Source organism: Bacillus sp. FSL R9-9497 (assembly GCF_038005805.1).
GTDB classification, from domain to species: Bacteria; Bacillota; Bacilli; order Bacillales; family Bacillaceae_G; genus Bacillus_A; species Bacillus_A cereus.
In genome coordinates this window covers 14,735-41,229 of sequence record NZ_JBBOTY010000003.1, presented here as the reverse complement: position 1 = coordinate 41,229, position 26,495 = coordinate 14,735, and the positions used below count along the sequence as shown (strand labels likewise).

The following is a 26,495-nucleotide window of genomic DNA, read 5'->3' as shown; positions in this document are numbered from 1 at the left end:
TATCACGGTCCACTCACTACAGACCAAGTGACCGTAGATGTATAAGTGGCTTGCCTATCCTTCCCTACATAAGTTGTCCCTGGATCTAACTGCAGTTGTAATCCATTTTGTCCAAAATCGACTTGATATTCTCCAATTGCTACATCTTTTGAAGCCCAGATAATAGTGTGTGCTGCCCCATTATCAATAGGTGTATTTGGGATCTGTACAATAGGTTTCCCTGTCTCTGGACCTTTTACTTTTGTTACACTCACTTGATTTTTTAAGGATAGAGAACCCTTTGGCAATTGTTTTGCTATGTTCGACTCAGTAAATTGCGAAATGGTCATATTCAATCTCCATCCATCCGCTTGATTTCGACTATCATGTATCATGAGTTTCCCTAATGTGCCAAATGAATTTTGTTTTTCTCCATTTAATTGAATCGGGCTGAACTCTACACTTTTTGGCACAGTAAGCATGTCTACCCGTCCTTTTTGTGTGGTAGAAATATGCTTTGTTGCACTTTTATTTCCAGCTTTATCTATCGTTCGGATATGTACATATTGTGGTTTCGCATAATCAGTCGGAAACTGAATGCTAGTCTGATTTGTAAACTGAACACCACTTACTTTATCAAGTGATGTGTCGGATTTATCATTCACTACATATTCATATCCCTTTACGCCACTTGTTACAGCTGCAGGAACTTCCTTAGAAAATTCCGAAACGCCATTCCTACCCACTCCACGGATTTTATAATGATAGGTACTCCCATTATCTTTTGCAGGGGCAAACGTTACTTTAGTTTCTTTCAGTTCTCTATTTTCAATTTGAAAGCTTTCTGGTGTTGTTGGTACTGCTTGATCTTTTGCTTCTTTATCTACATAGTCAGAGAGTCTGCCCTTATATATTTGCTGATTCCCTCTGTATACTTCTGCTTCAGATGCATACCCCACTTTTAACTCATCCACATAGGTAATTCCTTCTGAATACGCAAGCATATAAAAAGTTACGCCTCGTTGCTCAGTAATATAAAACGGATTATTAGCAACTTGAGTATTCATACTAAATGTAGACCATCCATTTACATCTTTGTTCGTATCATTCTTTGTGACTGTACGATTATTCGGTAATTGGATAGGTGCTGCCCATTTTCTTGTTTTCAGACGATCCCCTTGTTTTATTGGAGTCACAATAGGACTATTTAATATTATTTTGCCCTTTCCAGAACCATCCTGGTAAGGTATCACCTTATCTATCATGGGAGAATCTTGGTACACATCTTTGTTTATATCCGAAGTTATATGTCTTCTATCCCTTGGTATGTTGGTACCGGGTTCCCTCTCCGGAAACAAAGAGATATTACTAATTTCTAATTCTTTTGAACCGCTTGGAACATCCTTTAAAACAGTAGCGTTATAATAGTCAAATTCCCTCCCTGTTTCCCAGCTTCCATCACCATAGAAACTAATTCTCCCTAATCCTTGTGACTTCGCTTTAAATGTTGCTGAAATATAAGCATTATTAGGTACGTTTAATCGCTTAAAAACAGCAATGGAACTCTCTCTTACTGTATAAGGATATAAGACTCGATTCCCACCCAATTTTGTATCAAATACCTTGTATCCGCTAGTATCTGTACCACCTGGATAAAAGACTTCAGATTGTAAACTTTGATTCCCATTTCCGTAAAACTCTCCCCAACCACTCATCAAATTGACGTCTTTTGGGTTATTAAAATCAATTTTCCATAATACGTCCTGCTCTAAGATATCAATCGCCCATTCTAGCTTCACTTCATTTTCTTTTCCATTTGCAGTGAGTGTTGGAATACCATTTTGCTGTTTTACTATTTGATCAGCTAATATAGAATTATCTTTTGAATCAATAAATAAGCACGATACACCTAAAAGTATGATTGAAGTAAGAACCTTCCCCCATTTCACTGTTTCCTCCCCCATTCCATTCTTATGCTACCGAAGATGCCTTATTTTGCTCCTTCTGATTTGCATGTTTCTTTCTCCACCATACAAATACAAACGTTGAAACAATTAATATGAAAACACCAGCCGCTATTATATATATTTGATTAGAATATCCAGGTAACACTTTTACTGCACCTGTTTGTTCCGCATACTCTGTCACATTCGAAGCAGTTATACGTATTTGTTCCGTATATGTTTTTGGTATACCATTCTGCTTTATTGTGATTTTCAGTGTATACTTTCCATCTTTGTATTCTTTCGCTTTCCATGGGATCGCTAAACCTACCTTGGATTTTGGCGCTACATTGAATGCTGGAATATTACCATGAAATAGAACGTTATCCTGGGATAAAATTTCATAGTAAACTGCTACATCCCTTACAATATTTGCATTTGTATTTTGAATAAGTGCATGGACTTGTGGTTGTGTTGGATAAGATTCAACAGTTGTGCCATTTAATTTAAGAGGTGTTTTATTGATTGAATTTTCAGTCTCTTCATTATTCAATTGTATCGCTACCGCATATTCAATGCGATTATGTACAGAGAAGTTCAATCCGTCTTTTTCAAGATTCTGCGCTTTTGTATCTTGCGCTAACTCAAATAATAAGCCACCCAAAAATACGCCATCTTGATTTGGTGTCGTTAAATGTACCTCTATCGTTTTCGTTTGATTCCCCTCTAAGGTAACAGCGTCAGGAACTTGTACATACTGATCCATATAGAAATCTTTATCTATTAATATACTTTGTGATACTTCACGATTTGGTACATACATAATACCTCCGTTTGTAGAGGTGAGAGCGTTGGCAACTTTTATATTAACTCTGATTGGATTATTAGATTTATTGTGTACATCTATTTTTACTGTTTGATTCTGTTTCTTTTTTACCTGTAAATTAAAATAGTTTTTTATATCACCTAGTTGATTATCCGGGACATGAATGCTTACATCAAACGGTAAACTATCTTGTTTTTCTTCTGCATAAACAACTTTAAAAGGTTTTAGGCTTACACTTAAAATGAATATAATCGCGATCAAAATACTAATTAAAATTTTATATACATAGCTTTTCATTCTGCCCCTTCTTTCTATGTACAGAAGAGAATCATACATACGTGATTCCCTTCTATATAATAAGTTTCTTTTAAGGTCCTGTTACAATAGAGTATGTCAGTTTTGACTCATATGAGGTAGCACCAGCCTTATTCTCAACATACGTGCTATGCGGATTTAAAGTTAAAGCTAGGGACTTATCATTGAAACTAACATTATATTTACCCATACCCTCATCTTTTTTCGCACTTAAAATCGTAACTTGATTATCGGTATCTATAATATAGTTAGTCGTTTTAAACTCCGGATTTGGTGAACTTGTCCCTCCTACTTTTGTAATAGCAGCACCACCACTATTCAAAACTAAGGAACCCTTTGGAAGTGTTCGATTTGGTTTAGCATCTCCACTTATTTTAAATTGATCTGCTTTTACATTGATTCTCCAACCATTCCCTGAACCAGTTGCATCTGTCACTGTTAGCACACCAGGATTTGCATGTGTCACTTGCGTTTCTCCACTTAACGTTACGGCGTTAAAGTTACTAATTGGTGTAACGGCAATATTATGTTCGCCACCTGTTATACTTTGATTTAGTTTTGTATCAGCTGTTGTTGCTGCACTTGTAGGTGTACCCATTAGTGATATACCGAGGGCTAATGTTGCTAATGAGGGAATCATTACTTTACTGAATCTCATCATAATACCTCCTTATGTTTTAAAAGGAGGGAGCTATATGAAACACTCCCCCTCTTATTTTCAATCCAAAACTTATTTTTTGTTCCAAGAATCTACATCTGCATTGCTTGATGCTTTTGTGAATCGTGCCAGGATCGTATCATAACCACCTTGGATTGCCTTCCATACAAATGGGCCAATAACTAATACGATAATCACCGCTAACGCGATTAACATACCGTTTTCTGATGATAATTGTGAGTCTTCATTTTTTAACCAACTTTTCATTTTTGCTAACATTTCATTTCGTCTCCTTTATATATCAATTTTAAGTATCTACTAAAATTAGAACTTATCTATTTAAATCTTTAATTACTTATTCCAAGAATTTACGTCTGCATTGCTTGATGCTTTTGTGAATCTTGCCAGGATCGTATTATAACCACCTTGGATCGCCTTCCATACAAATGGGCCAATTACTAATACGATAATTACCGCCAGAGCGATTAACATACCGTTTTCTGATGATAGTTGCGAATCCTCATTTTTTAACCAATTTTTCATTTTTGCTAACATGATTGAATCTCCCTTCTCCATTTATTTGAGCTATACGTAATAAACATCATTCATCTAAAACTTCTATTACTTGTTCCAAGAATTCACATCTGCATTGTTTGATGCTTTTGTAAATCGAGCTAGAATTGTATCATACCCGCCTTGAATTGCTTTCCATACAAACGGGCCAATTACTAATACGATAATCACCGCTAACGCGATTAACATACCGTTTTCTGATGATAATTGTGAGTCTTCGTTTTTTAACCAATTCTTCATTTTTGTTAACATGTGTAATGCTCCTTTACCTATTCCATTTTTGATAACATCTACTATAAACTTGCAAATCCTTGCATTAAGGATTGAATAACAATCACCATTGGATAAATCACAATACATCCAATAACTGCGACGTTAAATTTATTCATTTCCATCGGCTTATTTTGAATGAGACGGTTATAGTTCTCATGTTTTAACTCACGCATCATTTTAATCTGTGCATCCATAATACGAAGACTCTGTACCTTGTCCGTTTTTTGCACTTGTTGCAATGCAATCGTAAAGGTATTTACTTCTGGACTATTTAAAGCAGCAGCAAAGTTTCGAAATGGTTGATCCGAGCCAGCATACATTTCTAATTCCGCAGTAAGTGTAGATACATACGGACGAAGATGTCTTCCAGCATATATCTCTGCCTTTTTTACTGCTTCTAATGTTGTATGTGTTTTTAACAGCTGCAGCATAGGAATTAGATACTCTGGTAATTCGAACTTCCTAGCTTCTATCGCCTGCTTGATTCTTCTCTTTAATAGATAATCAGGATAGAAGTAAAGCAGTGGTGAAATCAAAACTCCCACTTTAAATATGTAGTAATCATGGAACACCGTACATATCAAGAAAACAGAGGTGAAAATGATGGGATATGCTACCTTCATCTTTAAATATTCTTCTGGTTTCGTATCCAGGCCAGCTTCTTCTAATTTTTTCTGAATCTGCTCTTTCTTTTCTTCTGTCAGGTACTTATGTGATAACGACTGGAAGGGCGCGAGCATCATCTGATTTAAATTCTTCTTTTCAATTCGTTTTGCATTTTCTACATAGTTCGTAAGTAAGCTACCGCTATCTTTTTTACTTTGTAGAAAGGTAGAGAATACCCAGTACATGACAACGAATACCACTACAGCTAAAATCGTAGCCACCTTATTCCCCTCTTTCTGTTGGGTTATAATTTGCAATCTTTTCTACACGGGTTGCTAAGAAAAAGACAATGAACATATTTACCGCTAACGCGATTTTTCCCATCATAGAACCTGCTAAAAATCCATATGCTTCTTTTGACATCAACATAATAACAATCGGCATAGCAATGACAATTAAGCAGTTCTGTACAAAGGCACGTTGTGCTTGCGACAAACTAGAACGCAATCTTGCCAGGTATAGCTTTTGTTTTTCGAAATCTTCTGCAATATCTAGTAAGACTTGAACTGAATTTGTTCCACCTTCTCGGCTGCACACTTCCAACATTTCATGGAAGAAAACCAATTCTCTAAAGTTAAACGTTTCATTGAATCCTCTAAATGCACGATGCATTGTGGTTCCACCTTCTAATAAAAGAGAAACTTTTTCTATTTCTTCTTGAATACTTTCATGCATCATTGGTTTGACCTGAACTAACACCCGTTTTGCATTGTTACTAATTTGAAGTGCATTTGCTACTGCTTTCATATAGATAGAAAGACGGTCAATGACAACCAAGTAGTAACGTTTTTTTCTTCGATAAAGAAGAAACCTTGGAACTAAAAATCCAGATAAAACGGTAATCAGTGTAAAAGGATCTTTACCAAAAGAAAAATAGAATACTGCTGCAATACTCATCCCAGAAAGAATCGTATATACCCAGTACATACTTTTCGTCAATTTCCATTCGTACTTTTGGGCTTCTTGGATAACGGATTGTGGTAGATACATTCGTATCCCTTTAATATTCCTTAATTCCAAGCGCCTTTCTTCTTTTTCGTTTTCTTGTACAAATTGAGAGAGAGCAGAACCTTTAGATTTTGCAAAAAGTAAAACAAGCAATCCTACACTAATAAAGATTAAAAATATACATCCATAAGCTAATAGACTATGCATATTGCACCTCCTGTTTTGAAAGGAATGGTGCATAAAGAGCTGGATTTACAGTAGAAGAACGGAATTTCTTCTCCATTTCAACTGACATCTTGGCTGTAATGATATGATCTCCATGAATCTTTCCTACTCTTTCATTCATTTCATCATATTCCTCACCCGAAGGGATAAATTGAGAAAGCTGATTGAACTGTATATCATCTTGATAATCCAATAACTCAATCATCTCTGTAATATAGCGATTTCCATCATCTTTCTTTTCTAAAAAGACAATCACATCAAATGTCTGTGAGATTAATTCATATAAATACTGAGCATCGATATTCGCACCACTTTGCAGACACATGAGCATTAAACGTCTAACTGCTTCTTTTGCACTTCTTGCATGGACAGAGGTGAAACCAGGATGTCCTGTTTGGAAGAAGTTAATCATTTTCAATGCTTCTTTCCCCCTCGATTCCCCTACGATTAAACGTTTTGGTCCTTGACGTAAAGCATTTGTTAACAACCTATCAAAATCGATTGCATTTTCTTCAACTTCGGATGCCCTACACTGCATCGGAACAAAATGATGTTCCGGAAAAATGCGATGCAAATATAATTCAGGGTTATCTTCTACTACAAGAGTACGTTCTTTTTTCTTTCCTTTCGGAATGTGAGAAGCAAGATATTTCATAAACTCTGATTTTCCGGTACCTGTAGCTCCAGCAACTAGAATATTCATTTTGGCTTTCACAGCTGCAGCCAAAAAGTTCAGCATTTCTTTCGATGCTTGATTGGTAGATAACATACGCTCTTCAGAGGCACGAAGGTGATCCGCATTCTTACGAATCGTTATTGTTGTTCCGAGTCCCCCAAGTTCATCTAAAGCAATATTGATACGTATATACGGAAATACGCAGTCCACATACGGCTTTGCTGTATTTAATGACTCTGATGTACTGTTTACCATCTTATAAGCTAGAGCTTTCACTTCTTCTTCCGTCTCAAATCGGTAAGGAAATGTACATTCTCCCTCTCCAATTTTTTCGTAAATGATTTCTTTTGTGCCATTGATATAAATATCCGTTACATCCTTATCTTCTTTTAAAGGTTCTATAATCCCAAACCCCACAATTTCGTCACACACCATATTTAGTAATTGTTCAGAAGGTACTTCTGAAATGACAACCTGATTACTCAATAAAAAGCTTTTAATGATTTGTTCTACAGCTGCTCTTTTTTCTTTATTCATAAAGGATTCACTTAGGATATCACGATGGTCTTTTACTAAAAATGCACGAATTTCATCCGTTATATCTTTAATCTGTTGAGCTGTAGTTGTTCCTAACTTTCGAGCCGATTTGGAACGTATCCTATAACCAAAGTGATATAAATCCACTCGATTGCGCTTTAAGGCGACTTGTTTTTCTTGTAAATAGCCCCACATACTACTGCCTCCTTTTAATTTCTTAAACCAAAGAGACCCTTTTTCATAGAGGCTGTATGCTGGAATGAAATATCAAGACCAGCTGCTTCCATAATGTGATGGACCTTTGTATTGATTTGTGGGGAACCAAATTGCATCCCCCATTCGTAACTCGTCCGATCTCTGTCATACGGAATTGTCACTGCAATGTTTTGAGAAGAAAGCTTTTCAATATCTTCTACATAATTCTCATCTGCCATATTTAACACATGAATCATTCGAGGTAATGTTAGCTTTGCTTCTTCTATTAGTTGTAATTCGCGTTTAATCGCTAACGCACCACGAGGGTTGCCATTTAGTACATGAACAACAAGGTCTGATTGATATAGGATCGGATAACTTAGCACCTCGGATAATTCAGTTGGTACCGATAGAATGATATAATCGTATTCTGTATCTACTAGTGATTCGATAAATGTCGTTACGAACAATTCTTTGTTTTGAATCTCTGGGAATTGAGCCAAACTATAACTTGATGGAAATACCAGAAAATCCATCTTATCGTGCAATTTTTGTATCAATCTTGGATTCACTTTTTTCTCTAGCAAATCTTGCTTGGTACAAATATACTGCAAGAGATTGTATTCATTTTCTTTTCTTACAAGCTCTAGTATGTTTTTACTCTCATGGCTAAGACCAGTTCCAACCGCAAAACTTGGTCTTACTTGGTCCGCTTCTACATAAAGCACCTTTTTCCCTAGATGAGCTAACTCATTTGCCATCGTAATACTTAACGTACTTTTTCCTACGTTTTCATTTGTGGCATAAAAGGCAACGATTCTTACTTGCCGATCCATCTTAAAAACTCCTTTCTTACTTAGATTCGTTCAGATACTGCGCTACATACTTTTTTACGTTTTTAGAAATTGGATTGGTCGAATGCTTCTCTACATAGTCTAAAATGTTCTTTTGATCAGATATTTGTGAGAATCCTTCAGCAGGTTCTAGTTCTTTCCCTGTTTGTTCTACTTTTTGTCCGAATGCAACAGGAATTACGTCTCCCAGCGTTTTTGCACGATTTAAGTATTGAAGCTGTTCAGGTGAAACAGCCAGTGTATATAATCGCGTGACCTTTGGCTTTTGTTTTCCTTCTTGTTCCTCTTTTGATTCTTTCTTTTCTAATACAAATGCATCTTCTGTATTGCTATCCTTTGCAGCCGTAACACGTACACCTTGGAAAAGACCACCGAATACTACCTTCTCATTGTCCCCGTCCTTCACAACCTGCTTAAAATATAAGTCCACATAAGTGTTAGGGATGATACTATTACCTGAACTTGTTTCCAAATCAACGAGTAACGGGAATGCAACTTCGCCATCTTTCAAATTTAAAATGGCAGAGTCCGGTAACTCTTCTTTCTTTACTACTTTGTTTTTAAAGAGATAGCTATTTTCTGTAATGGGCTGCCCATCATTTGTCCACTTACCTACCACTTCTTTTTTATTTGCACGTAATGCATTGGGGGGAATCGCATCACCAGGTAATGTTCGTTCCACTAGCATGTCTTCTTTAATCTCTGTATGCGCAGGTATATCCTTTGCGGCTACAACAATCTTTGTTGGTTTTACTGCATTTTCGACTGCGAAATGATTGTACCCATAGATACCCGCTACTGTTGCAGCAGCTAAACCTACCGCAGCAATCTGCTTCTTTTGAAACTTAGATGGCTTCAATGTTTGTATTCCTCCTTATGTAGCCTTTAAACGCAAAAAAAGGACACACCTATGGCATAATGCGCCTTAGGTGTGTCCTTTTAGCTAATCTAAAGTCTATATGAAAATGTTGGATTTGATTTCTTTAATATTACAATTTCAATATTATGATATATAGAGTTTTATGTCAATCATTTCTAAAAAAAAATTATTTTCACCATTCTAAAATTCTAATTACAAAAATAAAAATCGCCTTAAAACGTTGTTATATCAAGGTTTTCAAGCTATTAAACACCTCAAAAATATGGTATAATTAATCTAACGTAACTGAATATTTCAGGGTGGTCGGTTGCTTTCCTTTCTCTTTCATTTTATGGAGAAAGGAGGTGATCGAATGGATATACTTTTCACGATAGCAATTGAAATTTTGAAAGTAATTGCTAGAGAAGTCGCTGTATTTGTAGCAAAACGAGTAGGGAAATCCCTATCAACGTCTTGGAAACAAACACAAAAAAAGCGACGAAAAACGAAAAGAACCACCCACAATGCCGGCAAGCGTTTGAAGGGTGATTCTAAGAAAAAATAAACTCTTTTTTAGCAACCATCCACCTTGCGGTAGCAGTTACATAAGGCGAAGTGTTACCAGCACTTCGTCTTCTTTAGTTTATGCAAAAACTATCTTTGTAATACTTCTACACATATTATAACATCAACTTTAGTACATGTCATGCAGACTTGTTCACGATAGTTGATAAAAGAGACAAAATTATTATTAAAATGAAATTAATTTTGTTCCTGTCTCAAAATACTTTGCAGGAGCATAACTCTTCCCATTCCGATCCTGAAATTCGTTTCCAATGTATAGCGATACAATAATTGCGACAACCCCCATAATAATTACACGTCTAACACGTTGTTTTTTCTTTTTATCCACTCTAATTTCCCCTTTCTATGAAAAAAAGGCACATCCCATTAAGGGATGTGCCTTTGGTTTATCCATTCAGCTACTAGTTTAAGATGGATATAGTATTGTATCAATTCAACCTATTATACAATACTACTTAACTATTTTCTATTCTTCATATAGTACCAGTTTGATAAATCAGTAATAATATGTTCCTTTCCAACCCAGTTCCAGCCTGGTGTTTGTACAGGAAATGGAAGATCTGCAAGCACCCTTCTCTTTTTAAAGTCATCGTATGCGACCCCTTTAATTTCTACCTCACTTGTCAGGCACAAGCTCATTTCATTTATGCCTGCTGGTTTTGTTTCAACATTGAACGCATATTTCCCATCTTTCGTTTTTAATGGCGCATACCATTTGCGTTGGCCATCAATAATTTTTTCTTGACCATCCCAATATAGAGACTTAGTTGGTCGTTTGCTATCGAAAACATGTCCTGTTATTTCAGACATATACATATTTTTAGGTTGGAATCTTGATGCTAATCCAGTATTAGAAATTGCCTCTAAATCTTGTGATGTTTTTAGCCCTTCATCTGCAAATGGATATTGTGCCGTTGCTGCTGTAAAAACACCAGGATAATTTTCATTCCACTGATTTTTATATGTTCCATTTACTTGATACGAAAAGCCATAGCCACTATGAAGTTTAGAAGGTGATAGATTATCAATACTTCCACTTAATGTTTCATAGAACATTTCTCCCGCTGTATCTTCTTTCGACACACGCTCGCTTACTGTTTCTACTACACCTTTTACTCTCGTCACTCCACACATAGCCTTTTCTCTTGAAGGTTCATAAATTGCTGTTTTAATAGGATTATTTTTGTATGTGGTTTCTTCTATATCTAGACGATTACCAGCAGGGTTAATTTCCGCCTGAATGGTTCCCTTCCCTTTATGTTGCCAATCCAAGTTTAGTGTTTTCTTTTCTCCCTCAGTTAATCTTACCTTTTGTAAAGCTACTTGTTGTCCGTTATGTTTTAACGCAACTACTGTTTCAGGATTCGTATATTTTTCTTCTAATACATCTAACTTTTTAATTTTATTCTTCTCTTTTTCTAACTTCTGTCTTGCATTATCTAGCTTACTTGCCGCACTATCTAATTTATTTTCTTCCCAAGAGCAGTCTCTATCATAATAGTGATCCTTTCCCTCGGCATCTACCTCATGAATTGGATTACGGCGACAATAACTTAGACTAGATTGAGCGCTATCTCTTTCCGATTCAGAACTATTTACTTCTTGTTGCGATTTATTAATATTGTTGTTTACCTTTGCTCTATATTGATCACGCTCTGGTTTAAAATTATCACGTGATACATCTACTCTTGTTTTAATATTCTTTCCTTCTCTTGCTGTTTCTCCTTCAATTCGATCAGCAGAAAAATCAATTTTATATTTAAAATCATCTTCATCTCCTGGATCTGGGTTAGGTGTTACTTCAGTACCACAGTTACCATCTATGGTGAAATCAACAGCTTTCTCATTTGATTCCCTCTGAACAGCATCAAGGACTTTAATTTTCGCAGTATATCGACCACACATTTGTGGCTGCCACTTTAGTTCTTCTGACTTAAATTGCCCTGCATCACCTTCATTGAGTTTTTGATTATCTTTTTGTGGAGTTGAACGCAGATAATTTTCTTGATGATACACGGTTTCACCATCTTTTGTAATATCTAATATCCATTTAACTCGGTTCCGTTCTCCAGCAGCTTTTTGATAAGGGTTTACTGTTGTTCCATTAGGATCTCGGTCATTGTATCCTTTATTTTTACTTACATACTCAAAACCGTTAAATATAAATTTAACAGGGACATCTTTTTTTCCACTCTTGGCTTTAAAATCTTTTATTTCCGGTTTACTTGTACGCACATACCATAAACTATATTTATTAACCCCTTCTACAGCCCCAGCACCCGCATATCCACCAGAAAGATATGCCATATCTCGAATCCAATAAAATTCTCCAAAACTCTTTAAATCTACAGCCCCAGAAATTTTATTTGGAATTATATTTTTTAAAACAAAATCTGTATTTCCCCAATATTTATCTTTAATAACAGATGCATTTACACGTTCTATTTCTGTTACCATACGATCACCGACCGGAACTGAATTATTAAAATACCCTTCATTTGCAATTCTTACAAATGGCTCGGAACTATCTTCACCTTGTACTAGATTTTGTCTAGGATTATCCCAATTAAAAGAACCATTATAAACCGCTGGATAATGTATATCTGCTTTATATAATGTTTTTACTGGGTCAAACCCACTTCCAGGGCGAAAATATTTACCTGGCATTTGTAATTGAGAAGAAATAAATGTATCGTCATTTCCATTGTAAAAAGGAATATCAGCATTTTTCGCACTTGCTATAGTTGGAACCATTAACATTGTTGAAGTACATAACGTTAGTAATAAATTTCTTTTTAATTTCATTATATTTTCCTCCTAGAATATAAAAAAAAGGACACACCTGTACCATGGGCTGGTACGTTAGGTGTGTCCTTTCCGTATCTTTGTTAAAATGTTATATTTAGTTTTTAAGATGATAGTTATATTGTAACATTAATTAGCTTTAATTTGAATATACATTGTATCAATTGCCATAGTTTGTCCAACACGAATTTTATAATTACCTTTTTGATAATTATTTATATTATCTGCATCAATTGTTTCTTGAATTTCTTTATCTAAATTTAAACCAGTTAAATATGTAACCCATCGTTTTGTTAGCTCTACAGTTGCTGGCTGATTATCTACAAAAACAATTTCAAAATCGTCCTTTGTCCCACCAACAGCAAACTGTCCACCTACATATGACCCCTTAGGATAATACATACCATCGTCCATTATATGTACACTACCAAGTAAATCCTTATATTTAAGATTTGTATTATATTTTTTATTAATTTCTTTCAAGATACTTTGAGCTTCTGGAGTAAAATGTGGTTGTGCATATACACTTTCTAATGCTTCTGGATAATATTTAAAACCTGGTTGTACAAGATCTGGATCGAACCCTTTAGGTACTTCTGGTTTTGTCTCTGGCTTAGTTTCTGGTTTTGTCTCTGGCTTAGTTTCTGGCTTTGTCTCTGGTTTTGTTTCTGGCTTTGTCTCTGGTTTTGTTTCTGGCTTTGTCTCTGGTTTTGTCTCTGGTTTTGTCTCTGGTTTTGTCTCTGGTTTTGTCTCTGGTTTTGTCTCTGGTTTTGTCTCTGGTTTTGTCTCTGGCTTAGTTTCTGGTTTTGTCTCTGGCTTAGTTTCTGGCTTTGTCTCTGGTTTTGTTTCTGGTTTTGTCTCTGGCTTCACTTCTGGTTTTGTTTCTTTTTCAACTGCATTAATAGAGTTATATAAGAACTGGCTATATTGTTCACGGGTTACATGTGTATATGGTGAGTACATATTACCTCCTGTACCAATAGTAACGCCATTTTCTTCTAATGCACTAATTGCTTTTAATGCCCATGAGTTTTTATCAACATCTACAAATTTTGTTGTTTTCGTTGCCTTAAATTTAAAAGCATTTGTAAGCACTTGTGCCATTTGTTCACGAGTTAAAATATCATCTGGACCATATTTTCCATCACCAAATCCATTTACAAGTCCTGCTTTAGCAAGTGCCAAGATTTCTTTTTCAAACAAATGTCCTTTAATATCAGTAAACGGATTTTTGAAGCTAGCATCTGCATCTGTTGGTTTTACGTACATATAAATCATACGTGCAACTTGCCCACGAGTTACATTGTCACCAAAACCAAAGATATTATTTCCGTACCCTTGCACTACTTTACGATTTGTTAAATCATAAATCGCTTTTGTAGACCAGTGATTTGCTGGAACATCATTGAATTTTAGTGAATCTGTGTTATCAGCAGCTTTCGCTGTAAATGCTCCTGTTCCTAATAAAGATGTACCCATTATTGTTAGTGCTGTTGCTGTTTTTAAAAATTTGTTTGCCATTGTTATTCCTCCAAATATATTAATTTTTTCATAGATTACTTTATTGTACCGAATTTAAATATAAAATCCAGATAATTTAACATATAAATTTATAAATTAACGTTTTTTATAACCACTGTTCTATATGGTAAATATTACCATATAGAAATAGGCTTGTAAAGTATTTTTATATATTTATTTATAAATATATATTTCTAGTAAAAAAACTACACTTTTCAGTATAGTTTTTACCTCTTTTTATACATATTGATATTTTCAACGGAAATAAATTTGTCCCATTCCATCTTTATTAGCCCATATTGGTGCTTTCACACTATCAATCCCTATCATTTTAAAAATAAAGAAGTGATGTTCAGCTTTTATCTTAAAATTTAATGGCTGATTATGATCTACGCGCCCTTTAGTATATTCATATTTCCATCCATCCATATTCTGCTCTTTCATTTTCTTCTCTATATCAGGAATTAGATTTACATTTTTTCCTTCATATGTGTACTGAAAACCACCTGTTTGTTCTGCTAACTCTACTGTACTAGAAGCAAAATCATGCGCCTTTACTAACTGCATTCCATACAGTACACCTTCTGGTATAAGAGTTATCAATAATAAAGAAAGCGTTAGAAAAAGCGCTGTTGTTACTGTATTTTGCATTTCTTACACACCTACTTTTTCTTATTTATTTCACGTTTCCTCCAGCTTTCTTGTTGTCAGAATCTGCTTCATAAATAAATATGTGTTTTGCGTTACTCTTAATGCTGCCTTTCTTTTCATCAAATTGTTTAGTATAACTAGCAGCTTCGGCTTCTCCTTCAACCGCAATCATTGCAGGTTGTTCTTGTACAGCATGTACAGAAAACTCTCGTTTTGATGCCGGATCCTTAAATGTTGCATTTTGGTTATAAGACTTTTCAAATTCTTTCTTTGCGATTTCTGGTTCAATAGCAATTTCTTCTTGCGCTCGTAAAACACCTACTTTTACGGATTTATCCATTGCTGTACTTCCAGCACGTTCTAATGCAGACTTATTATCTGTGTGTGTTGTATCTCCAATAATCATATCTGTCATTAAGAATAAACAACCAACAAATAATAATAATGAGGCAGCACCTATAATAAATTTTTGCATCTTTCTTCATCCCTCCTTAATTTTCAGACTTACGAAATCGAAATCCACTTAAAATAGAACTTTTCTTTTGGTTCAACAATTGGTTTGGCAGCAATAACTCTGCTATTTCCTTCATTATTCCTTCAAGCTCTTTATAATAGTTCCGACTAGATAGTAACGTACTACTATCTAATTGAGATTCAAATACATCCTCTATCTCATATGATGCTAAAGCAGTTAATACCTTATCTCCAAAACATTCTTCTACTATCTCATGCTTTAAAAGTGCAGGAGAAAACTTATTCCCAATGATTCTCGTTTTCTCTAAAGCTAAGTAAGAAACAAGCTTTCTCTCCTTTTGTGTAAGAGGATGTGCTATCTTTAGCAATTGATGTAGATCGGGTTCGGCTACAAAGAATATGTAATCTGCCATTTCACATATCTCATGGTATAAATCTTTATCCCAATCGCTCCCCGCATCAATAATAGATATAGGTGCTTCTTGATTCGCCAATAAAACCTTAATAAAATGGTCAAAATCCTGCTCTGTCTCGTTTTTTAGTTCTTGATCCACGATAGGATTCTTTACAATATAATTTATTTTGCCTTGCTTCCATTTTGGAATTGATAATATATCAGATTCCTTCTGTAGCATCTCTTTAAATCTCTGCAACATAAATTCACTACGATAGTTTTCTGGTGCCTCAGTATATCCCTTTAATAACGGATACGTATAACCATCATCATATAGATTCTCTATATAATTCACATCAATCTGTAGTTCATTTAAGTAAGCAGCTAAAAGATGTGAAACAAAAGTAGCACCACTTCTCCTGTTCATGCTGGCCACAACAATTGTTCTTCTTGGAATAGCAATACCGATTTGTTTTTCATATACCGGCTCAAATGCCAATTTATACTGTTTTTTTATAATTGGTGCTTTTGGCATCTTCTCTGAAACAGACTTACGCTTTTGTTTGTTTTTAAATAGTTTGTTGGAATTAGAGGCAGGTTCACTGTCGCCGCCTTCCTCTAATTCACTTGATGCTTCTTCTTCATCATCAACAGGAACCTCGGGAAACTTTGTTTGTTGCGGTGCCTGACTTGCTCCTACAATTTCCGCTACATTTTTAATATCCGATTCCTGTAGTAGCTGCGGGATGACTTTATTATCAATATCAATTTTACGAGAGTTAAAAATGTCATAGATACCTAGATAAATCAGTTTCGCCAAAAACTCATCATCATTTTCACGCTCTGTAAATACCACAATACGAATATCCCGATTAAAGCGAATATCCCTTAATTTCTGTAAGATAATCAATTCACGTTTCTCTTCATGTCCCGCATCAATATTTAATCGTTTGTCATTAATACATAGAATATTGGGCTGTTCCGTATCTAGAATTTCATCTAGGTACTTGATGTGCATCACATCACTATCAGCTACTTCAAATCCCGCACCAATAAAATCCTCACGTAAATATGCCGTATATACAGTATCGCTAATAGCTAAAACGATTTTTTTTACCATAGTGAACCTCCTACAAACTCTAACGTTGGATTAAAATCATATTTTCAATTGGAATTTGTGCCTGAAGATGAACCATCCCAATAATCTCATTCAGAATATACTGCAATTCAACTTGTTCCATTGGACGTGGAGCCCCAAAATCAGAATTTAGTTTTACTCGTATTTCTAATCGATCTTGTATCTCATGTAATGGTGTATCAAGATAAAGAAAGCTGTAGTATAAAACACCATCTTCAATATTCTTTTGAATCATATCCTTTGTTTGATGAATAAATGTAACTTCAGCAACCTCAATAAAAGGATTATCAATGGTTACTTTGCTATTCCAATTTAAAGTCCAAATCTCGCAATGCTCTTCCGCATGCACAACAACTCCGTTTACAGAAGGCGTAATTGAGAAGAAACGATCTACAGGAACTTTGGTTAATAAAGTGGTATCACCTTTCACTAATTCAAATCCTCTTTCTAATCGTTCATGTTCAAAAGCATATTCAGCACCACTGTATGCAACTTCACAAAATACTTGTTCTAATAAAGGACGAATTCCCTCATATGTTCGTATAGCAAACACACTAAATTCCTGTGTTTCATCTGTTCGAATGATTTCGTACAATTCATATTCAGATGCATTTGCTAGGGCAAAAGGAATGTCTTTTATAAAATTCGGATCAGTATATAAATTCTCAGGTATTTGTGTTTCAGGATGCTGTATAAACTCTAGACATACTTGATACCCTTTTAAAAATGCATTCTTAACAGCTGCAGGGAATAGAGTTTCAAAACGCTTTACATTTTTTTTAAACGTTTTTTCTTCAATTTCGTTATTAAATTCTCTTTCTTGTAATATATTTGCTTTATTCCCAAGTAATAAAAAATAGTGATTAATAATGCGACTAATATTCTCCTCAAATGCTGTATTGTCTTCACAATACTTTGTAAATCTCTCTTTACTCATGTTTACAATTTCATTCATAGTTCAAATTCTCCCTTTTTTTGATATTTATACAAAAAAAGACACACCGATGGCAGGTTATGTGCCTTCGGTGTGTCCGTTTAGCTAAAGATTAAATCTATTAATTTGTATATTTCTCTTAGTTAATTGTTGTTCAGATTTAAGAATACAGCTATGAAATTTAAAAGTCAATACCTTAAATGATTCCTTGTGAACACATATTTAATTCTTTTTCACGATTTTTCTATGTATTTAATTTTAAAAATTTCAGGTAATTATATATAAATAATCACAAGTATTTTATATACAAACAACAAGTAATATATATAACTAAACTCAATAATTAATTATAAAGAGATTCAGCAAATACCTCTAAAACCTTGTATTACATACGTTCCTTGCTTTTAAGATAAAATCCTTATCGTAATATCCCCAATACAAACAATTCTCACATCATATATATCACAAATTAAGAAGTTAAATACCATATTACTCAGAATTCACAAGTCTATAATAATATTATTAAGATAATCACAAGTATTGAATCGATTTATAAACAAACCGAATCGTATTCAAACGCAGCGTTAACAGCTTATATACTTGCGTAAAAATGCTCGTAGAAACATTTTCCTAAATAAAAAAGCATGTCTTCAAAGTAAAGAACATGCCAAATAACCCTTGCTTTTAAGTGATTTTTTAACAAGGGTTGCTGTATTTATTTTTTAAAAATTACACAAAGTCAGGATAAACACCATTTTTCTTATAATAATTTATCCTTGTATCGTGTCTTTCTTCTACAGATAAGCTTTTTTCTTTAAAATCCGTCCATGAATCTCTAAACTGTACACGCATAAATGCTGGAATAGAGAATATTTCTTGCTCTTTTGTGCAACTTTCAACTTGATCTAATGCATAAGTCATTGCGTAAATTAGTAATTCATTTTGTTTTTGTTTTGTTGGTAAATAGATTGCGTGATCAACAATTTCTTGTATAAATGCAGTCATTATATTTTCTTTATCTTTTTTTCGTAACGCTTGTCCCATATGCTTTAAACGAGACACTGCTTCTTTTCTGCACTTTGCTATTGGTCTATGTAATTCTTTTTTATCATTTTCTATTACGCAGTTTGAAGAAAACACCACACTAAACTTCTCAATGATGATTTGTTTTACCTGTTTTCTTATACTTGTAATTCGTGATTCATTAGAATTTTTCTCTTTAGAATCAATTGCAGTAAATTGCACAATAGGTTTTATAATTTCTATGTATTTACGTACTTTTTTTGCATTACGCTTTAATCTTTCTTTTAAGAAAGCCATTCTTCTTGTGATCTGGAACTCATCAATATTATGTTTATGATGTTCCATACCCACTTTTCTTGAAAAAGTGTTGATTAAATCTAGAAGGAACAAAATTCCCCTATTATCACGAGCCTTTACTAGACTACTCAGTATCATTGTTTGGATAAGATGAAATGGAATTCGGAAATACGAAAGTGTTATACCTGACATATTTGAAGTTTCCGAAGCAGTATGGTTATACAATGCATACTCTACAATTTCATATACAGTACGATTTCCAACAAGTGTTTCTTTTACAAGATTTCGCTCCAAACAAACTTGAAAACCCGTATAAATTGTTGTGTAGGGAATCCCACTTTTCTTAGCAAGATCCATTATTTGAAATTCACGTGGTAGCATCCCTATATCATTGCATTCAAAGTGAAGCAAGATGTAAGTAGCTAAAGCTGAAGATGGTAACTCTTTTCTTTCATTTTCTAGTTTTACGATGTTCAATAGTCCATCAAAAAACTTAACCCCATGAACTTTAAAGTTCTGTTGGGAAAAAGCCATTTGCGTATGCATAATGTTGCTAACTCCTTTCGAAAGAGCAGAAAAAGGCACTGTCATACCACGGATACAAAAATACTACTCTCTTAAAAAAAGTAATACTTGTATAACAACGGTAAACAATGCCTAAAAATACGCAAGAAATCCCCTTTTTAAGTTGCACAAATACATAAGATACAGTAAAATTACCTTATAATTTCATGCAAAATAAAAAGGTTTATTGGCTTTGTTTACCGCAGTTTCTGGAACATATTTTTGGCGTTTTGGTTTGCGGTATACCACAATGAAATAGTTGGCGCTATTTCATTGGGCTGATGAACCTTTTTTGCTTTATTATATTTAATTTATTATTTATACAAATTTACAATTATCAATAAATCCACATCTAGAAAAATACAAAATTATTAAAGTAACTACATCATATATAGTTTTTTTCATGGTTGCAAGGTGATATTTTTAAAAGTATGACCTTTGCTAAATGACTATGAATGAAAACTACCACTCAACCACCTCATTGAGCGACGCTCAATCAAAACTCAATTCAATACCAGCAAGAACAACTTAAATATCCGCTGATCATCCACCTGATTGCCGCTCAATTAACAAATATCCCATTACAAAAGTATACAAATGGTGGAATCCCCATCACCTTCATCTACAATCACTCAACTAATCGCCAGTCACCTATACAAATAAACCACTGTTATTTACAATAGATTGAGTGATGATTGGTCGGTTGGTTTTATTGTATTAAACGAAGTTATAATCAGTCAATTAATCACCGGTCAATCATCTTATTTTGCCAGGGGCGAATGACTAGCGATTGATTGAATGGTTGTTTATAAATGCGAGTTTTAGATGGAAAACTATGCATTTCTTATAAATCGGCTTGGCTGGTAAACTATTTTTTAGGTTTCATTCTACTAATCAAGTAAAATGAAACTATTATTATATAGGAGGATATAAATGAAGAAAATTGATTCAATACCAAAACCTTTTTTCGAAACATTAGGAGAACATGAAACAACTTATTTCGTATATGGATACAGAGTTGCAAAATCTAAGTTGTATTTAGGAGAATTTGATTCATTAAAAGAAGCCAGACAATTCATCTACAAATATGCTTCTAATAATCCTCAATGGCTAAATGCAGACGGAGACATTAATGAATATAACAATAAACCATCTAGACCTGAAAGTGATAATAAATGGTATATGGGCGTAGTTGAAAAAGAATATAAGAAGTATGCCGATTTTAAGGATTGGAAGAAATAAGATTAGAAAATGCTTTATTTTGTAAAATAACAAAGCGAAATAAACCAAAGTGCCATGATTATTGTAGTTTAAAAACATAGTTGTGAATGAATCCTATTGTTTATCAATGAACTAGGCTTTAGAAATGATATTAAGGATAAAAAATAAAAAGACTATCAAATGATAGCCTTTTTATTTTTTTCCAAAAAGCTTAGAGAAAAAGCCGCCTTTTTGCTCAGTAGTCTCTTGTCGCTGAGCATTTGCACTTTTTTGTTCTTGTATTAATCGTATAGTGCTCATTAACTTTTCGTCACGTTCCTCTAAACGCTTATTAATTCTATCAAAATTATCCTGACTTTGTTTAGCCACCGCAGCGAAGAACTCCATGTTTTGTTTTGTTAATTCTTCAGTCACTTTAGCTGTAACTTCTTCAGTAATTTTTTCCGTCAAAGCTTCTATAAAGTCTGGATTGACCTGTTGTGTTTTCACTAATGAAGTTTCTTTTGGTTCACCATCACCGTCAACATCTTCAGCATAAACATTACGAATAACCGTCGGATCCATATCTAAAAGCCCAACAATTTCGTGCTTTTTCTTTGACTCAGAATAATAATGTTTTATCTTCTTTACTGTATCAATACTATCCTCATGAACATATTTAAGTTGGCGTTCTTTTTTAATGTTCAAGTACTCATCAAAATCATTCAACCATCTACGAAGAGTACTTTCAGGAATATCAAGCATGGTTGCTACTTCAGATACTCGATAATAACCATCGCTTAACTGTTCATCAATCATTTGCTCACCACCTAACTATATGATGCTTGTCCTATAATACATTATATAAAAATTCTATGGAAACTAAAAGAACCCCTTTGCAGATTCCGTAAAATATCATGAGTTTTTAAGCCTGATCACTCAATCGTTCACTGCTCATTTATTTAGCTACAAACCAATAATATCTATATTATCGAGCGGTGATTAGTCGGGTGAGTGTGATCAACAATTGATTATGTGCAAAAACACCTCCAAATTCTGTGAATCAAGCTACAAATTTTATATAATTTTTCACTCATTTAGATGAATCTTTGATAATTGTTACGTATTCATTTCTGTATTTATTACCGCAATAAGTACGTAACATTAAAAATATTAATTACGGTAATTATTACGGAAGTATTTAAGGCATTGATCTAATAAGGTTCTTGATTATCATTCGTAGATGTATTATAGTTAATGTATACGATACTTCGGAAATATATACCGAAGTATCTACGGCTTTTATAACGGCATTAAATTCCGTATAATTATCTTGTCTTTTTGTACCTATAGATAAAATTTATTATTTATTAAAGGTGGTGTGAAATTATTGTCTAATATATCAATGAGTAGTAGTGAGATTATTGATGTACTCTGTGAGAATTTAAATGATGGGATATGGGCTTTACGTGTACTATACGCAGAGGGCGCAATGAACAAAGAAAAGTTATGGGATTATATCAACCAATATCATAAAGAATATCAAATTGAAAATGAGAAAGATTATGAGGGTAAAAAAATACTTCCATCGCGATATGCTTTGGATATTATGACTGCAAGACTTGAAGGAGCAGGGTTAATATCTTTCAAAGCAATAGGACGTGTTCGAATTTATGACGTTACAAATCTAGGAAATGTTTTAATTAAGGAATTGGAAAAACGAGTTGAGAAAAACAACTAAAATAAATATTTGAGGAGGATATACATATGGCAGGCAATTTTTCAGAAATCGAAAGCCAAGGAAATATTAGTTTGAAATTTGGATTCTTAGGACTAGGTATGGGTGGATGCGCAATCGCAGCGGAGTGTGCAAATAAAGAAACTCAAATTAAAAATAACAAATATCCATATCGTGCGATTCTTGTTAATACAAATAGTCAAGATTTTAACAAAATTGAGATTAAAAATGGTGGAAATGTACGTAAAATACAGTTAGAAGGATATGAGCAGGGTGCAGCTCGTAATCCACAGATTGGTGAGGAAGCATTTGTAAAGCATGAAACAAAGATTTTCGAAGCGGTTAAGCAAGAATTTGAAGATCGTGATTTCATTTGGATTACTTGTGGTCTTGGTGGGGGAACAGGAACTGGAGCTCTATTAAAGGCAATTGAAATGCTATATGAACATGATTACAATTTTGGATTATTACTAACTTTACCACGTGATGCAGAGGCTTTAAAAGTATTAGAAAACGCAACTTCACGCATTCGTAGTATTGCAATGAACCAAGAAGCATTTGGCTCAATTGTATTAATAGATAACGCTAAACTATATAGAAAATTTGAAGAGGAAAATCCAAGTGCTTTAGCAAACGAATATACTAGCTATAGTAACAAATATATTGCTGATGCATTACATGAGATTAACTTAGTAACTTCATCATTTACACCGTTTTCTGATACACATTTTGATGCGAGTGAATTTGCCCAAGTAATTAATACACCAGGCGTTTTATCATTAGCAAAACTAGAACTAAAATCAAATCAATTAGACACTGAAAACCCGCTAGGTTACTTGACTCAATTAGGGAACGCACTAGAAAAAGGTGTTTTATACGATACAGAAAGAGAAGAACTAGAAAGCGCTAAAAAGAGTGCACTATCTATTGTTACATCACCGCTACGAGCAGGTCGATTATATAACTTCTCTTTCCTTAACCAAATGGAAAACTTCTTAAAAGATAGAACTCCATATGTAGACGAACGTCCTATAGCTCCATATGTTAATAAACATACAACGAAAAAAGAAGAGGATATAGTAAAATTCTATTCAGTTGTTGCAGGACTACCATTGCCAAAACGTGTGAGTGATATTATTGATGAGATTACTAGAATTAAAGAAGAACGTGAGCAAGCTAATTCTAAGAAATCAAATGCTGTATTAAATAAACTTTTTGCATTTGATGATTCAGTACAAGAAGAAAAGCCTAAAAAGAAAAAATTGAATTTTGGTGCTGAACCTGAAGTAGAAGTTGCTACCGATTCACAACCAGTAAAAAAGAAATTATCATTCTAAACAAAAGACCGACAAATATAATTTTTGTCGGTCTTTTTCTATTTCAATAGCAATAAAAAACTACAATGAACAAATAAAATATCTATTATATTTTCTGCATGTTTAACACAGTTTTATATAATGTGATTGTTTAAACAAATTGTTAGGCCGGCCTAACAATTGTATTCGTATACTTTATCCTTTAAAAAATTGTTCGGTTAAAACATGTCTTCCGTCCGAACAATTTTAAAAGGACCAAAAGACTATATAAATCAATGTTTCTAGCGGGTTTTTAGGAAGAGAAGTAATCCAAACTTCAGCGTACGAGTTTTAGTATCTAGATTAGCGCAAATTCAGTTTAAACTTTTAATAATTTACAACTAAATTTTACTGTAATAAGATATATAGAAATGGTTGTTATTTATTGAAAATAAATTCGAGTTATGGAGTTGCATATAATGAAAAGTAAAACGTATAAATATACAAGTAAAGGCACACAGAAATCTTTTCGTTTAAAAGAGGCTGATATATTTGTATTCACATTTTTATATTACAAAAGGCATCTTACTACACGACAAATTACTCAGCTTTATAGTGCATTTGAAGGTAGGGATTTTTCTGAGGATAGTGTGTTTACAAAGCTTAATCGTTTTTCAAAATATGGTGCTATCCTAACTAAGAAAATTGATAAAAGAGATGATAGTATAACCAGACGTGCAACATTCTCCTTAAAAGATAGAATGGTTGATTACCTTCAAGAAATAGGAAGGATTCCTAAAGGTTCTTCAAAACGTAGATATTCTTCTTCAATCTCACTGCATACACTCTGCTCACGAGAAATATTAGTACGCACGCTTTTAGAAACCTCGAAAAAGACCAATACGAATAAGATATTAAGTGAACTAGATATTCGCTCATATCATCAAAAGCAAAAGAAAACAGAAATTGAAGATGCAGGTTTACTCTTAATTCCTGATGAACACATTTCATATAAAGACAAAAATATTTACATTGAAATGGATATGTGCAAAGAAACCAATGCTACCTTAGTTGAAAAGGTGGAGAAGTATATTGAATATGCACAAAAAAACACTAAGAATATAACTGTTGTTTTTGTAATGTATGACAAGTCGATGTTCCTTGTGGAAGATGCAGAACCACCATACGTACGCATGAAAAATCTCTTATTTTCTATGCGAGAGCATCATGAACTTTTAATGAATCAACCAAATCTAAATATGTACATCTGCTCTTTGAAAGAAGCTGGAGATGTTATTTCAGATATCATTCTAGGAATAGATGATAATCAAAACTTTGAACAGGATATTCTTTTACCTTTATCTCAACGTACAGTAGGAGATGCCGATTGGCGTTACGCATTTGTTGAAAAAGTTCAAACATTTAAGGAAACAATAGATGGTGGTCTTAGACGAACGTATCGGAGAGATAAAGAGGCTATGCAAGATTTCTTCTTTATTTTTGGGAATGAAAATGATTACCGAATGATTGCTAGATTAGACGATGTTGTGTTTTCAAGAAGAGAAGGTGATGAGGGGGTACCACTTGTTGTGATCTATCCAAAGCGTAAAAAGGCTAGAGATATACTTTTAATGGACACTTATGACAATGTGCTACTTCTATCGCTCCAAAATGAAAGTGTTACTATTAATGCGGATGAACAAATCATGGTACGTACTGCAAATAACATACACCCGAAAAGACGCAAACTTGTAGAATTATATTAATCCATTGTTTTTTATATACTTTTATACAATTTTATTGATTTTTATTATTTAAGGTGATAGAATTACGTTTGAACTAAACACAAAAAACTACAATCAAATCAGAACATATGAAATTAAGGCAAGCGACACACGCTGTTTTTACAGTGGGTGTCGCTTGCCTTTTTTTATATGGAGAAAGGTGGAAAATCAAAATGGATTTACAATATGCAACTACTACAACTGGGGGAGTGCTCTCTGCTAGAGAAGCGTTTAAAAACCCTGAACTAGTCCTCAAACATATGACAGAAGAGGGCGCAACGTTTAGCGTTTCTCTACAAGATATCCAAATCCCAGGAAAACCGAATTACTACTGGTATGATGTAATCATTGAAACAGCAACAAATAAAAAAATAGAAGTAAATATTGCAGTACTTTCCCAAGAAGAATATAACCAACTCTGTGATAGAGATAGTATTGATTTATATTTAAAACAAACTGAAGACGCAGCAAAATTCTTTTTTGAAAAATCCAAGGAATTATTCCAACCAGAATTCAATAATCGATTCAAGTTTAAGCATAAAGCTCAATTATATCTGTAAGAGGT

General features: G+C 33.9%; 26 protein-coding genes. 6 read left to right on the top strand and 20 right to left on the bottom strand.

Features of this window, described 5'->3' with window-relative positions:
- Positions 1-2: 2 nt before the first annotated feature.
- From MKY21_RS30445 to cpaB, 11 genes are all read right to left on the bottom strand, one after another.
- Positions 3-1,943: a WxL domain-containing protein gene (locus tag MKY21_RS30445; RefSeq protein WP_445662228.1), complete on the bottom strand. Its 1,941-nt coding sequence runs from the start codon at positions 1,941-1,943 to the stop codon at positions 3-5.
- A gap of 7 nt (positions 1,944-1,950) precedes the next feature.
- Complete coding sequence (locus MKY21_RS30440) at positions 1,951-3,045, bottom strand: DUF916 domain-containing protein (RefSeq protein WP_341078562.1); 1,095 nt, start codon at positions 3,043-3,045, stop codon at positions 1,951-1,953.
- Between the two features lie 70 nt (positions 3,046-3,115).
- The gene (locus MKY21_RS30435; RefSeq protein WP_341078559.1) at positions 3,116-3,721 is read right to left on the bottom strand and encodes a WxL domain-containing protein; all 606 of its coding nucleotides are present in this window, start codon (positions 3,719-3,721) and stop codon (positions 3,116-3,118) included.
- Between the two features lie 72 nt (positions 3,722-3,793).
- Entirely contained in the window at positions 3,794-4,000 is a 207-nt protein-coding gene (locus MKY21_RS30430) for a hypothetical protein (RefSeq protein ID WP_000879960.1), read from the bottom strand.
- 72 nt (positions 4,001-4,072) lie between these two features.
- Complete coding sequence (locus MKY21_RS30425) at positions 4,073-4,276, bottom strand: hypothetical protein (protein ID WP_341078556.1); 204 nt, start codon at positions 4,274-4,276, stop codon at positions 4,073-4,075.
- Positions 4,277-4,342: 66 nt separating this feature from the next.
- Entirely contained in the window at positions 4,343-4,546 is a 204-nt protein-coding gene (locus MKY21_RS30420; protein WP_000956352.1) for a hypothetical protein, read from the bottom strand.
- Between the two features lie 41 nt (positions 4,547-4,587).
- On the bottom strand, positions 4,588-5,454 hold the full coding sequence (locus MKY21_RS30415; RefSeq protein WP_193533682.1) for a hypothetical protein: 867 nt from the start codon (positions 5,452-5,454) through the stop codon (positions 4,588-4,590).
- Position 5,455: 1 nt separating this feature from the next.
- A complete protein-coding gene (locus tag MKY21_RS30410) occupies positions 5,456-6,388 on the bottom strand; it encodes a type II secretion system F family protein (RefSeq protein WP_341078548.1) in 933 nt (310 codons plus the stop codon).
- Positions 6,381-7,814 carry a CpaF family protein gene (locus tag MKY21_RS30405; protein WP_341078546.1) on the bottom strand — a complete coding sequence of 478 codons (1,434 nt, stop codon included), beginning with the start codon at positions 7,812-7,814 and terminating at the stop codon, positions 6,381-6,383. The genes MKY21_RS30410 and MKY21_RS30405 overlap by 8 nt, the downstream gene beginning before the upstream one ends.
- 14 nt (positions 7,815-7,828) lie before the next feature.
- Positions 7,829-8,650, bottom strand: coding sequence for an AAA family ATPase (locus MKY21_RS30400; RefSeq protein ID WP_153600990.1), 822 nt, complete (start codon positions 8,648-8,650; stop codon positions 7,829-7,831).
- A 16-nt stretch (positions 8,651-8,666) separates the two neighbouring features.
- Positions 8,667-9,527, bottom strand: a complete 861-nt coding sequence (gene cpaB / locus MKY21_RS30395) for a Flp pilus assembly protein CpaB (protein WP_341078540.1) — start codon at positions 9,525-9,527, stop codon at positions 8,667-8,669.
- Between the two features lie 373 nt (positions 9,528-9,900).
- Between cpaB and MKY21_RS30390 the strand changes: the two genes are divergently transcribed.
- Positions 9,901-10,092, top strand: coding sequence for a hypothetical protein (locus MKY21_RS30390; RefSeq protein ID WP_097892326.1), 192 nt, complete (start codon positions 9,901-9,903; stop codon positions 10,090-10,092).
- A gap of 186 nt (positions 10,093-10,278) precedes the next feature.
- Here MKY21_RS30390 and MKY21_RS30385 read toward each other — a convergent pair whose 3' ends face one another.
- The 8 genes from MKY21_RS30385 to MKY21_RS30350 all read right to left on the bottom strand — a co-directional run bounded on the left by MKY21_RS30385 (position 10,279) and on the right by MKY21_RS30350 (position 19,895).
- Positions 10,279-10,440 carry a hypothetical protein gene (locus MKY21_RS30385; protein WP_153600992.1) on the bottom strand — a complete coding sequence of 54 codons (162 nt, stop codon included), beginning with the start codon at positions 10,438-10,440 and terminating at the stop codon, positions 10,279-10,281.
- Positions 10,441-10,571: 131 nt separating this feature from the next.
- Positions 10,572-12,917, bottom strand: a complete 2,346-nt coding sequence (locus tag MKY21_RS30380; RefSeq protein ID WP_341078533.1) for a hypothetical protein — start codon at positions 12,915-12,917, stop codon at positions 10,572-10,574.
- A gap of 129 nt (positions 12,918-13,046) precedes the next feature.
- Positions 13,047-14,438: an S-layer homology domain-containing protein gene (locus MKY21_RS30375; RefSeq protein WP_341078530.1), complete on the bottom strand. Its 1,392-nt coding sequence runs from the start codon at positions 14,436-14,438 to the stop codon at positions 13,047-13,049.
- A 255-nt stretch (positions 14,439-14,693) separates the two neighbouring features.
- Positions 14,694-15,089, bottom strand: a complete 396-nt coding sequence (locus MKY21_RS30370) for a DUF4320 family protein (protein ID WP_001181745.1) — start codon at positions 15,087-15,089, stop codon at positions 14,694-14,696.
- A gap of 25 nt (positions 15,090-15,114) precedes the next feature.
- Positions 15,115-15,564 (bottom strand): hypothetical protein, encoded by a 450-nt coding sequence (locus tag MKY21_RS30365; protein WP_098209464.1) that lies wholly within the window; start codon positions 15,562-15,564, stop codon positions 15,115-15,117.
- Positions 15,565-15,580: 16 nt separating this feature from the next.
- Positions 15,581-17,077 carry a hypothetical protein gene (locus MKY21_RS30360; protein ID WP_341078526.1) on the bottom strand — a complete coding sequence of 499 codons (1,497 nt, stop codon included), beginning with the start codon at positions 17,075-17,077 and terminating at the stop codon, positions 15,581-15,583.
- Between the two features lie 19 nt (positions 17,078-17,096).
- The gene (locus MKY21_RS30355; protein WP_341078523.1) at positions 17,097-18,050 is read right to left on the bottom strand and encodes a hypothetical protein; all 954 of its coding nucleotides are present in this window, start codon (positions 18,048-18,050) and stop codon (positions 17,097-17,099) included.
- A 708-nt stretch (positions 18,051-18,758) separates the two neighbouring features.
- The gene (locus tag MKY21_RS30350) at positions 18,759-19,895 is read right to left on the bottom strand and encodes a hypothetical protein (RefSeq protein WP_098587371.1); all 1,137 of its coding nucleotides are present in this window, start codon (positions 19,893-19,895) and stop codon (positions 18,759-18,761) included.
- Between the two features lie 951 nt (positions 19,896-20,846).
- On the opposite strand from MKY21_RS30350, the gene MKY21_RS30345 reads away from it, so the two are divergent.
- A complete protein-coding gene (locus tag MKY21_RS30345) occupies positions 20,847-21,155 on the top strand; it encodes a hypothetical protein (protein ID WP_050822527.1) in 309 nt (102 codons plus the stop codon).
- A 171-nt stretch (positions 21,156-21,326) separates the two neighbouring features.
- Here the strand turns inward: MKY21_RS30345 and MKY21_RS30340 are convergent, their stop codons facing one another.
- Positions 21,327-21,932: a DUF3967 domain-containing protein gene (locus MKY21_RS30340; RefSeq protein ID WP_000564670.1), complete on the bottom strand. Its 606-nt coding sequence runs from the start codon at positions 21,930-21,932 to the stop codon at positions 21,327-21,329.
- Positions 21,933-22,518: 586 nt separating this feature from the next.
- Here MKY21_RS30340 and MKY21_RS30335 point away from each other — a divergent pair.
- The 4 genes from MKY21_RS30335 (at position 22,519) to MKY21_RS30320 (ending at position 26,490) form a co-directional block, all read left to right on the top strand.
- Positions 22,519-22,854: a hypothetical protein gene (locus tag MKY21_RS30335; RefSeq protein WP_000098928.1), complete on the top strand. Its 336-nt coding sequence runs from the start codon at positions 22,519-22,521 to the stop codon at positions 22,852-22,854.
- Between the two features lie 26 nt (positions 22,855-22,880).
- On the top strand, positions 22,881-24,188 hold the full coding sequence (gene repX, locus MKY21_RS30330; RefSeq protein WP_341078515.1) for a plasmid replication protein RepX: 1,308 nt from the start codon (positions 22,881-22,883) through the stop codon (positions 24,186-24,188).
- Positions 24,189-24,625: 437 nt separating this feature from the next.
- The gene (locus MKY21_RS30325; protein WP_341078512.1) at positions 24,626-25,912 is read left to right on the top strand and encodes a replication-relaxation family protein; all 1,287 of its coding nucleotides are present in this window, start codon (positions 24,626-24,628) and stop codon (positions 25,910-25,912) included.
- Positions 25,913-26,103: 191 nt separating this feature from the next.
- On the top strand, positions 26,104-26,490 hold the full coding sequence (locus tag MKY21_RS30320; protein ID WP_050822368.1) for a hypothetical protein: 387 nt from the start codon (positions 26,104-26,106) through the stop codon (positions 26,488-26,490).
- Positions 26,491-26,495 lie beyond the last annotated feature (5 nt).

Coding starts and splice junctions, on each gene's coding strand:
- MKY21_RS30440 (WP_341078562.1), bottom strand. CDS start 3,045: ATGAAAAGCTATGTATATAAAATTTTAATTAGTATTTTGATCGCGATT.
- MKY21_RS30375 (WP_341078530.1), bottom strand. CDS start 14,438: ATGGCAAACAAATTTTTAAAAACAGCAACAGCACTAACAATAATGGGT.
- MKY21_RS30335 (WP_000098928.1), top strand. CDS start 22,519: ATGAGTAGTAGTGAGATTATTGATGTACTCTGTGAGAATTTAAATGAT.
- MKY21_RS30410 (WP_341078548.1), bottom strand. CDS start 6,388: ATGCATAGTCTATTAGCTTATGGATGTATATTTTTAATCTTTATTAGT.
- repX (WP_341078515.1), top strand. CDS start 22,881: ATGGCAGGCAATTTTTCAGAAATCGAAAGCCAAGGAAATATTAGTTTG.
- MKY21_RS30430 (WP_000879960.1), bottom strand. CDS start 4,000: ATGTTAGCAAAAATGAAAAGTTGGTTAAAAAATGAAGACTCACAATTA.
- MKY21_RS30425 (WP_341078556.1), bottom strand. CDS start 4,276: ATGTTAGCAAAAATGAAAAATTGGTTAAAAAATGAGGATTCGCAACTA.
- MKY21_RS30355 (WP_341078523.1), bottom strand. CDS start 18,050: ATGAATGAAATTGTAAACATGAGTAAAGAGAGATTTACAAAGTATTGT.
- MKY21_RS30320 (WP_050822368.1), top strand. CDS start 26,104: ATGGATTTACAATATGCAACTACTACAACTGGGGGAGTGCTCTCTGCT.
- MKY21_RS30345 (WP_050822527.1), top strand. CDS start 20,847: ATGAAGAAAATTGATTCAATACCAAAACCTTTTTTCGAAACATTAGGA.
- MKY21_RS30435 (WP_341078559.1), bottom strand. CDS start 3,721: ATGAGATTCAGTAAAGTAATGATTCCCTCATTAGCAACATTAGCCCTC.
- MKY21_RS30380 (WP_341078533.1), bottom strand. CDS start 12,917: ATGAAATTAAAAAGAAATTTATTACTAACGTTATGTACTTCAACAATG.
- MKY21_RS30390 (WP_097892326.1), top strand. CDS start 9,901: ATGGATATACTTTTCACGATAGCAATTGAAATTTTGAAAGTAATTGCT.
- MKY21_RS30350 (WP_098587371.1), bottom strand. CDS start 19,895: ATGCATACGCAAATGGCTTTTTCCCAACAGAACTTTAAAGTTCATGGG.
- MKY21_RS30360 (WP_341078526.1), bottom strand. CDS start 17,077: ATGGTAAAAAAAATCGTTTTAGCTATTAGCGATACTGTATATACGGCA.
- MKY21_RS30400 (WP_153600990.1), bottom strand. CDS start 8,650: ATGGATCGGCAAGTAAGAATCGTTGCCTTTTATGCCACAAATGAAAAC.
- MKY21_RS30445 (WP_445662228.1), bottom strand. CDS start 1,943: ATGGGGGAGGAAACAGTGAAATGGGGGAAGGTTCTTACTTCAATCATA.
- MKY21_RS30405 (WP_341078546.1), bottom strand. CDS start 7,814: ATGTGGGGCTATTTACAAGAAAAACAAGTCGCCTTAAAGCGCAATCGA.
- MKY21_RS30420 (WP_000956352.1), bottom strand. CDS start 4,546: ATGTTAACAAAAATGAAGAATTGGTTAAAAAACGAAGACTCACAATTA.
- MKY21_RS30340 (WP_000564670.1), bottom strand. CDS start 21,932: ATGATTGATGAACAGTTAAGCGATGGTTATTATCGAGTATCTGAAGTA.
- MKY21_RS30370 (WP_001181745.1), bottom strand. CDS start 15,089: ATGCAAAATACAGTAACAACAGCGCTTTTTCTAACGCTTTCTTTATTA.
- MKY21_RS30365 (WP_098209464.1), bottom strand. CDS start 15,564: ATGCAAAAATTTATTATAGGTGCTGCCTCATTATTATTATTTGTTGGT.
- MKY21_RS30325 (WP_341078512.1), top strand. CDS start 24,626: ATGAAAAGTAAAACGTATAAATATACAAGTAAAGGCACACAGAAATCT.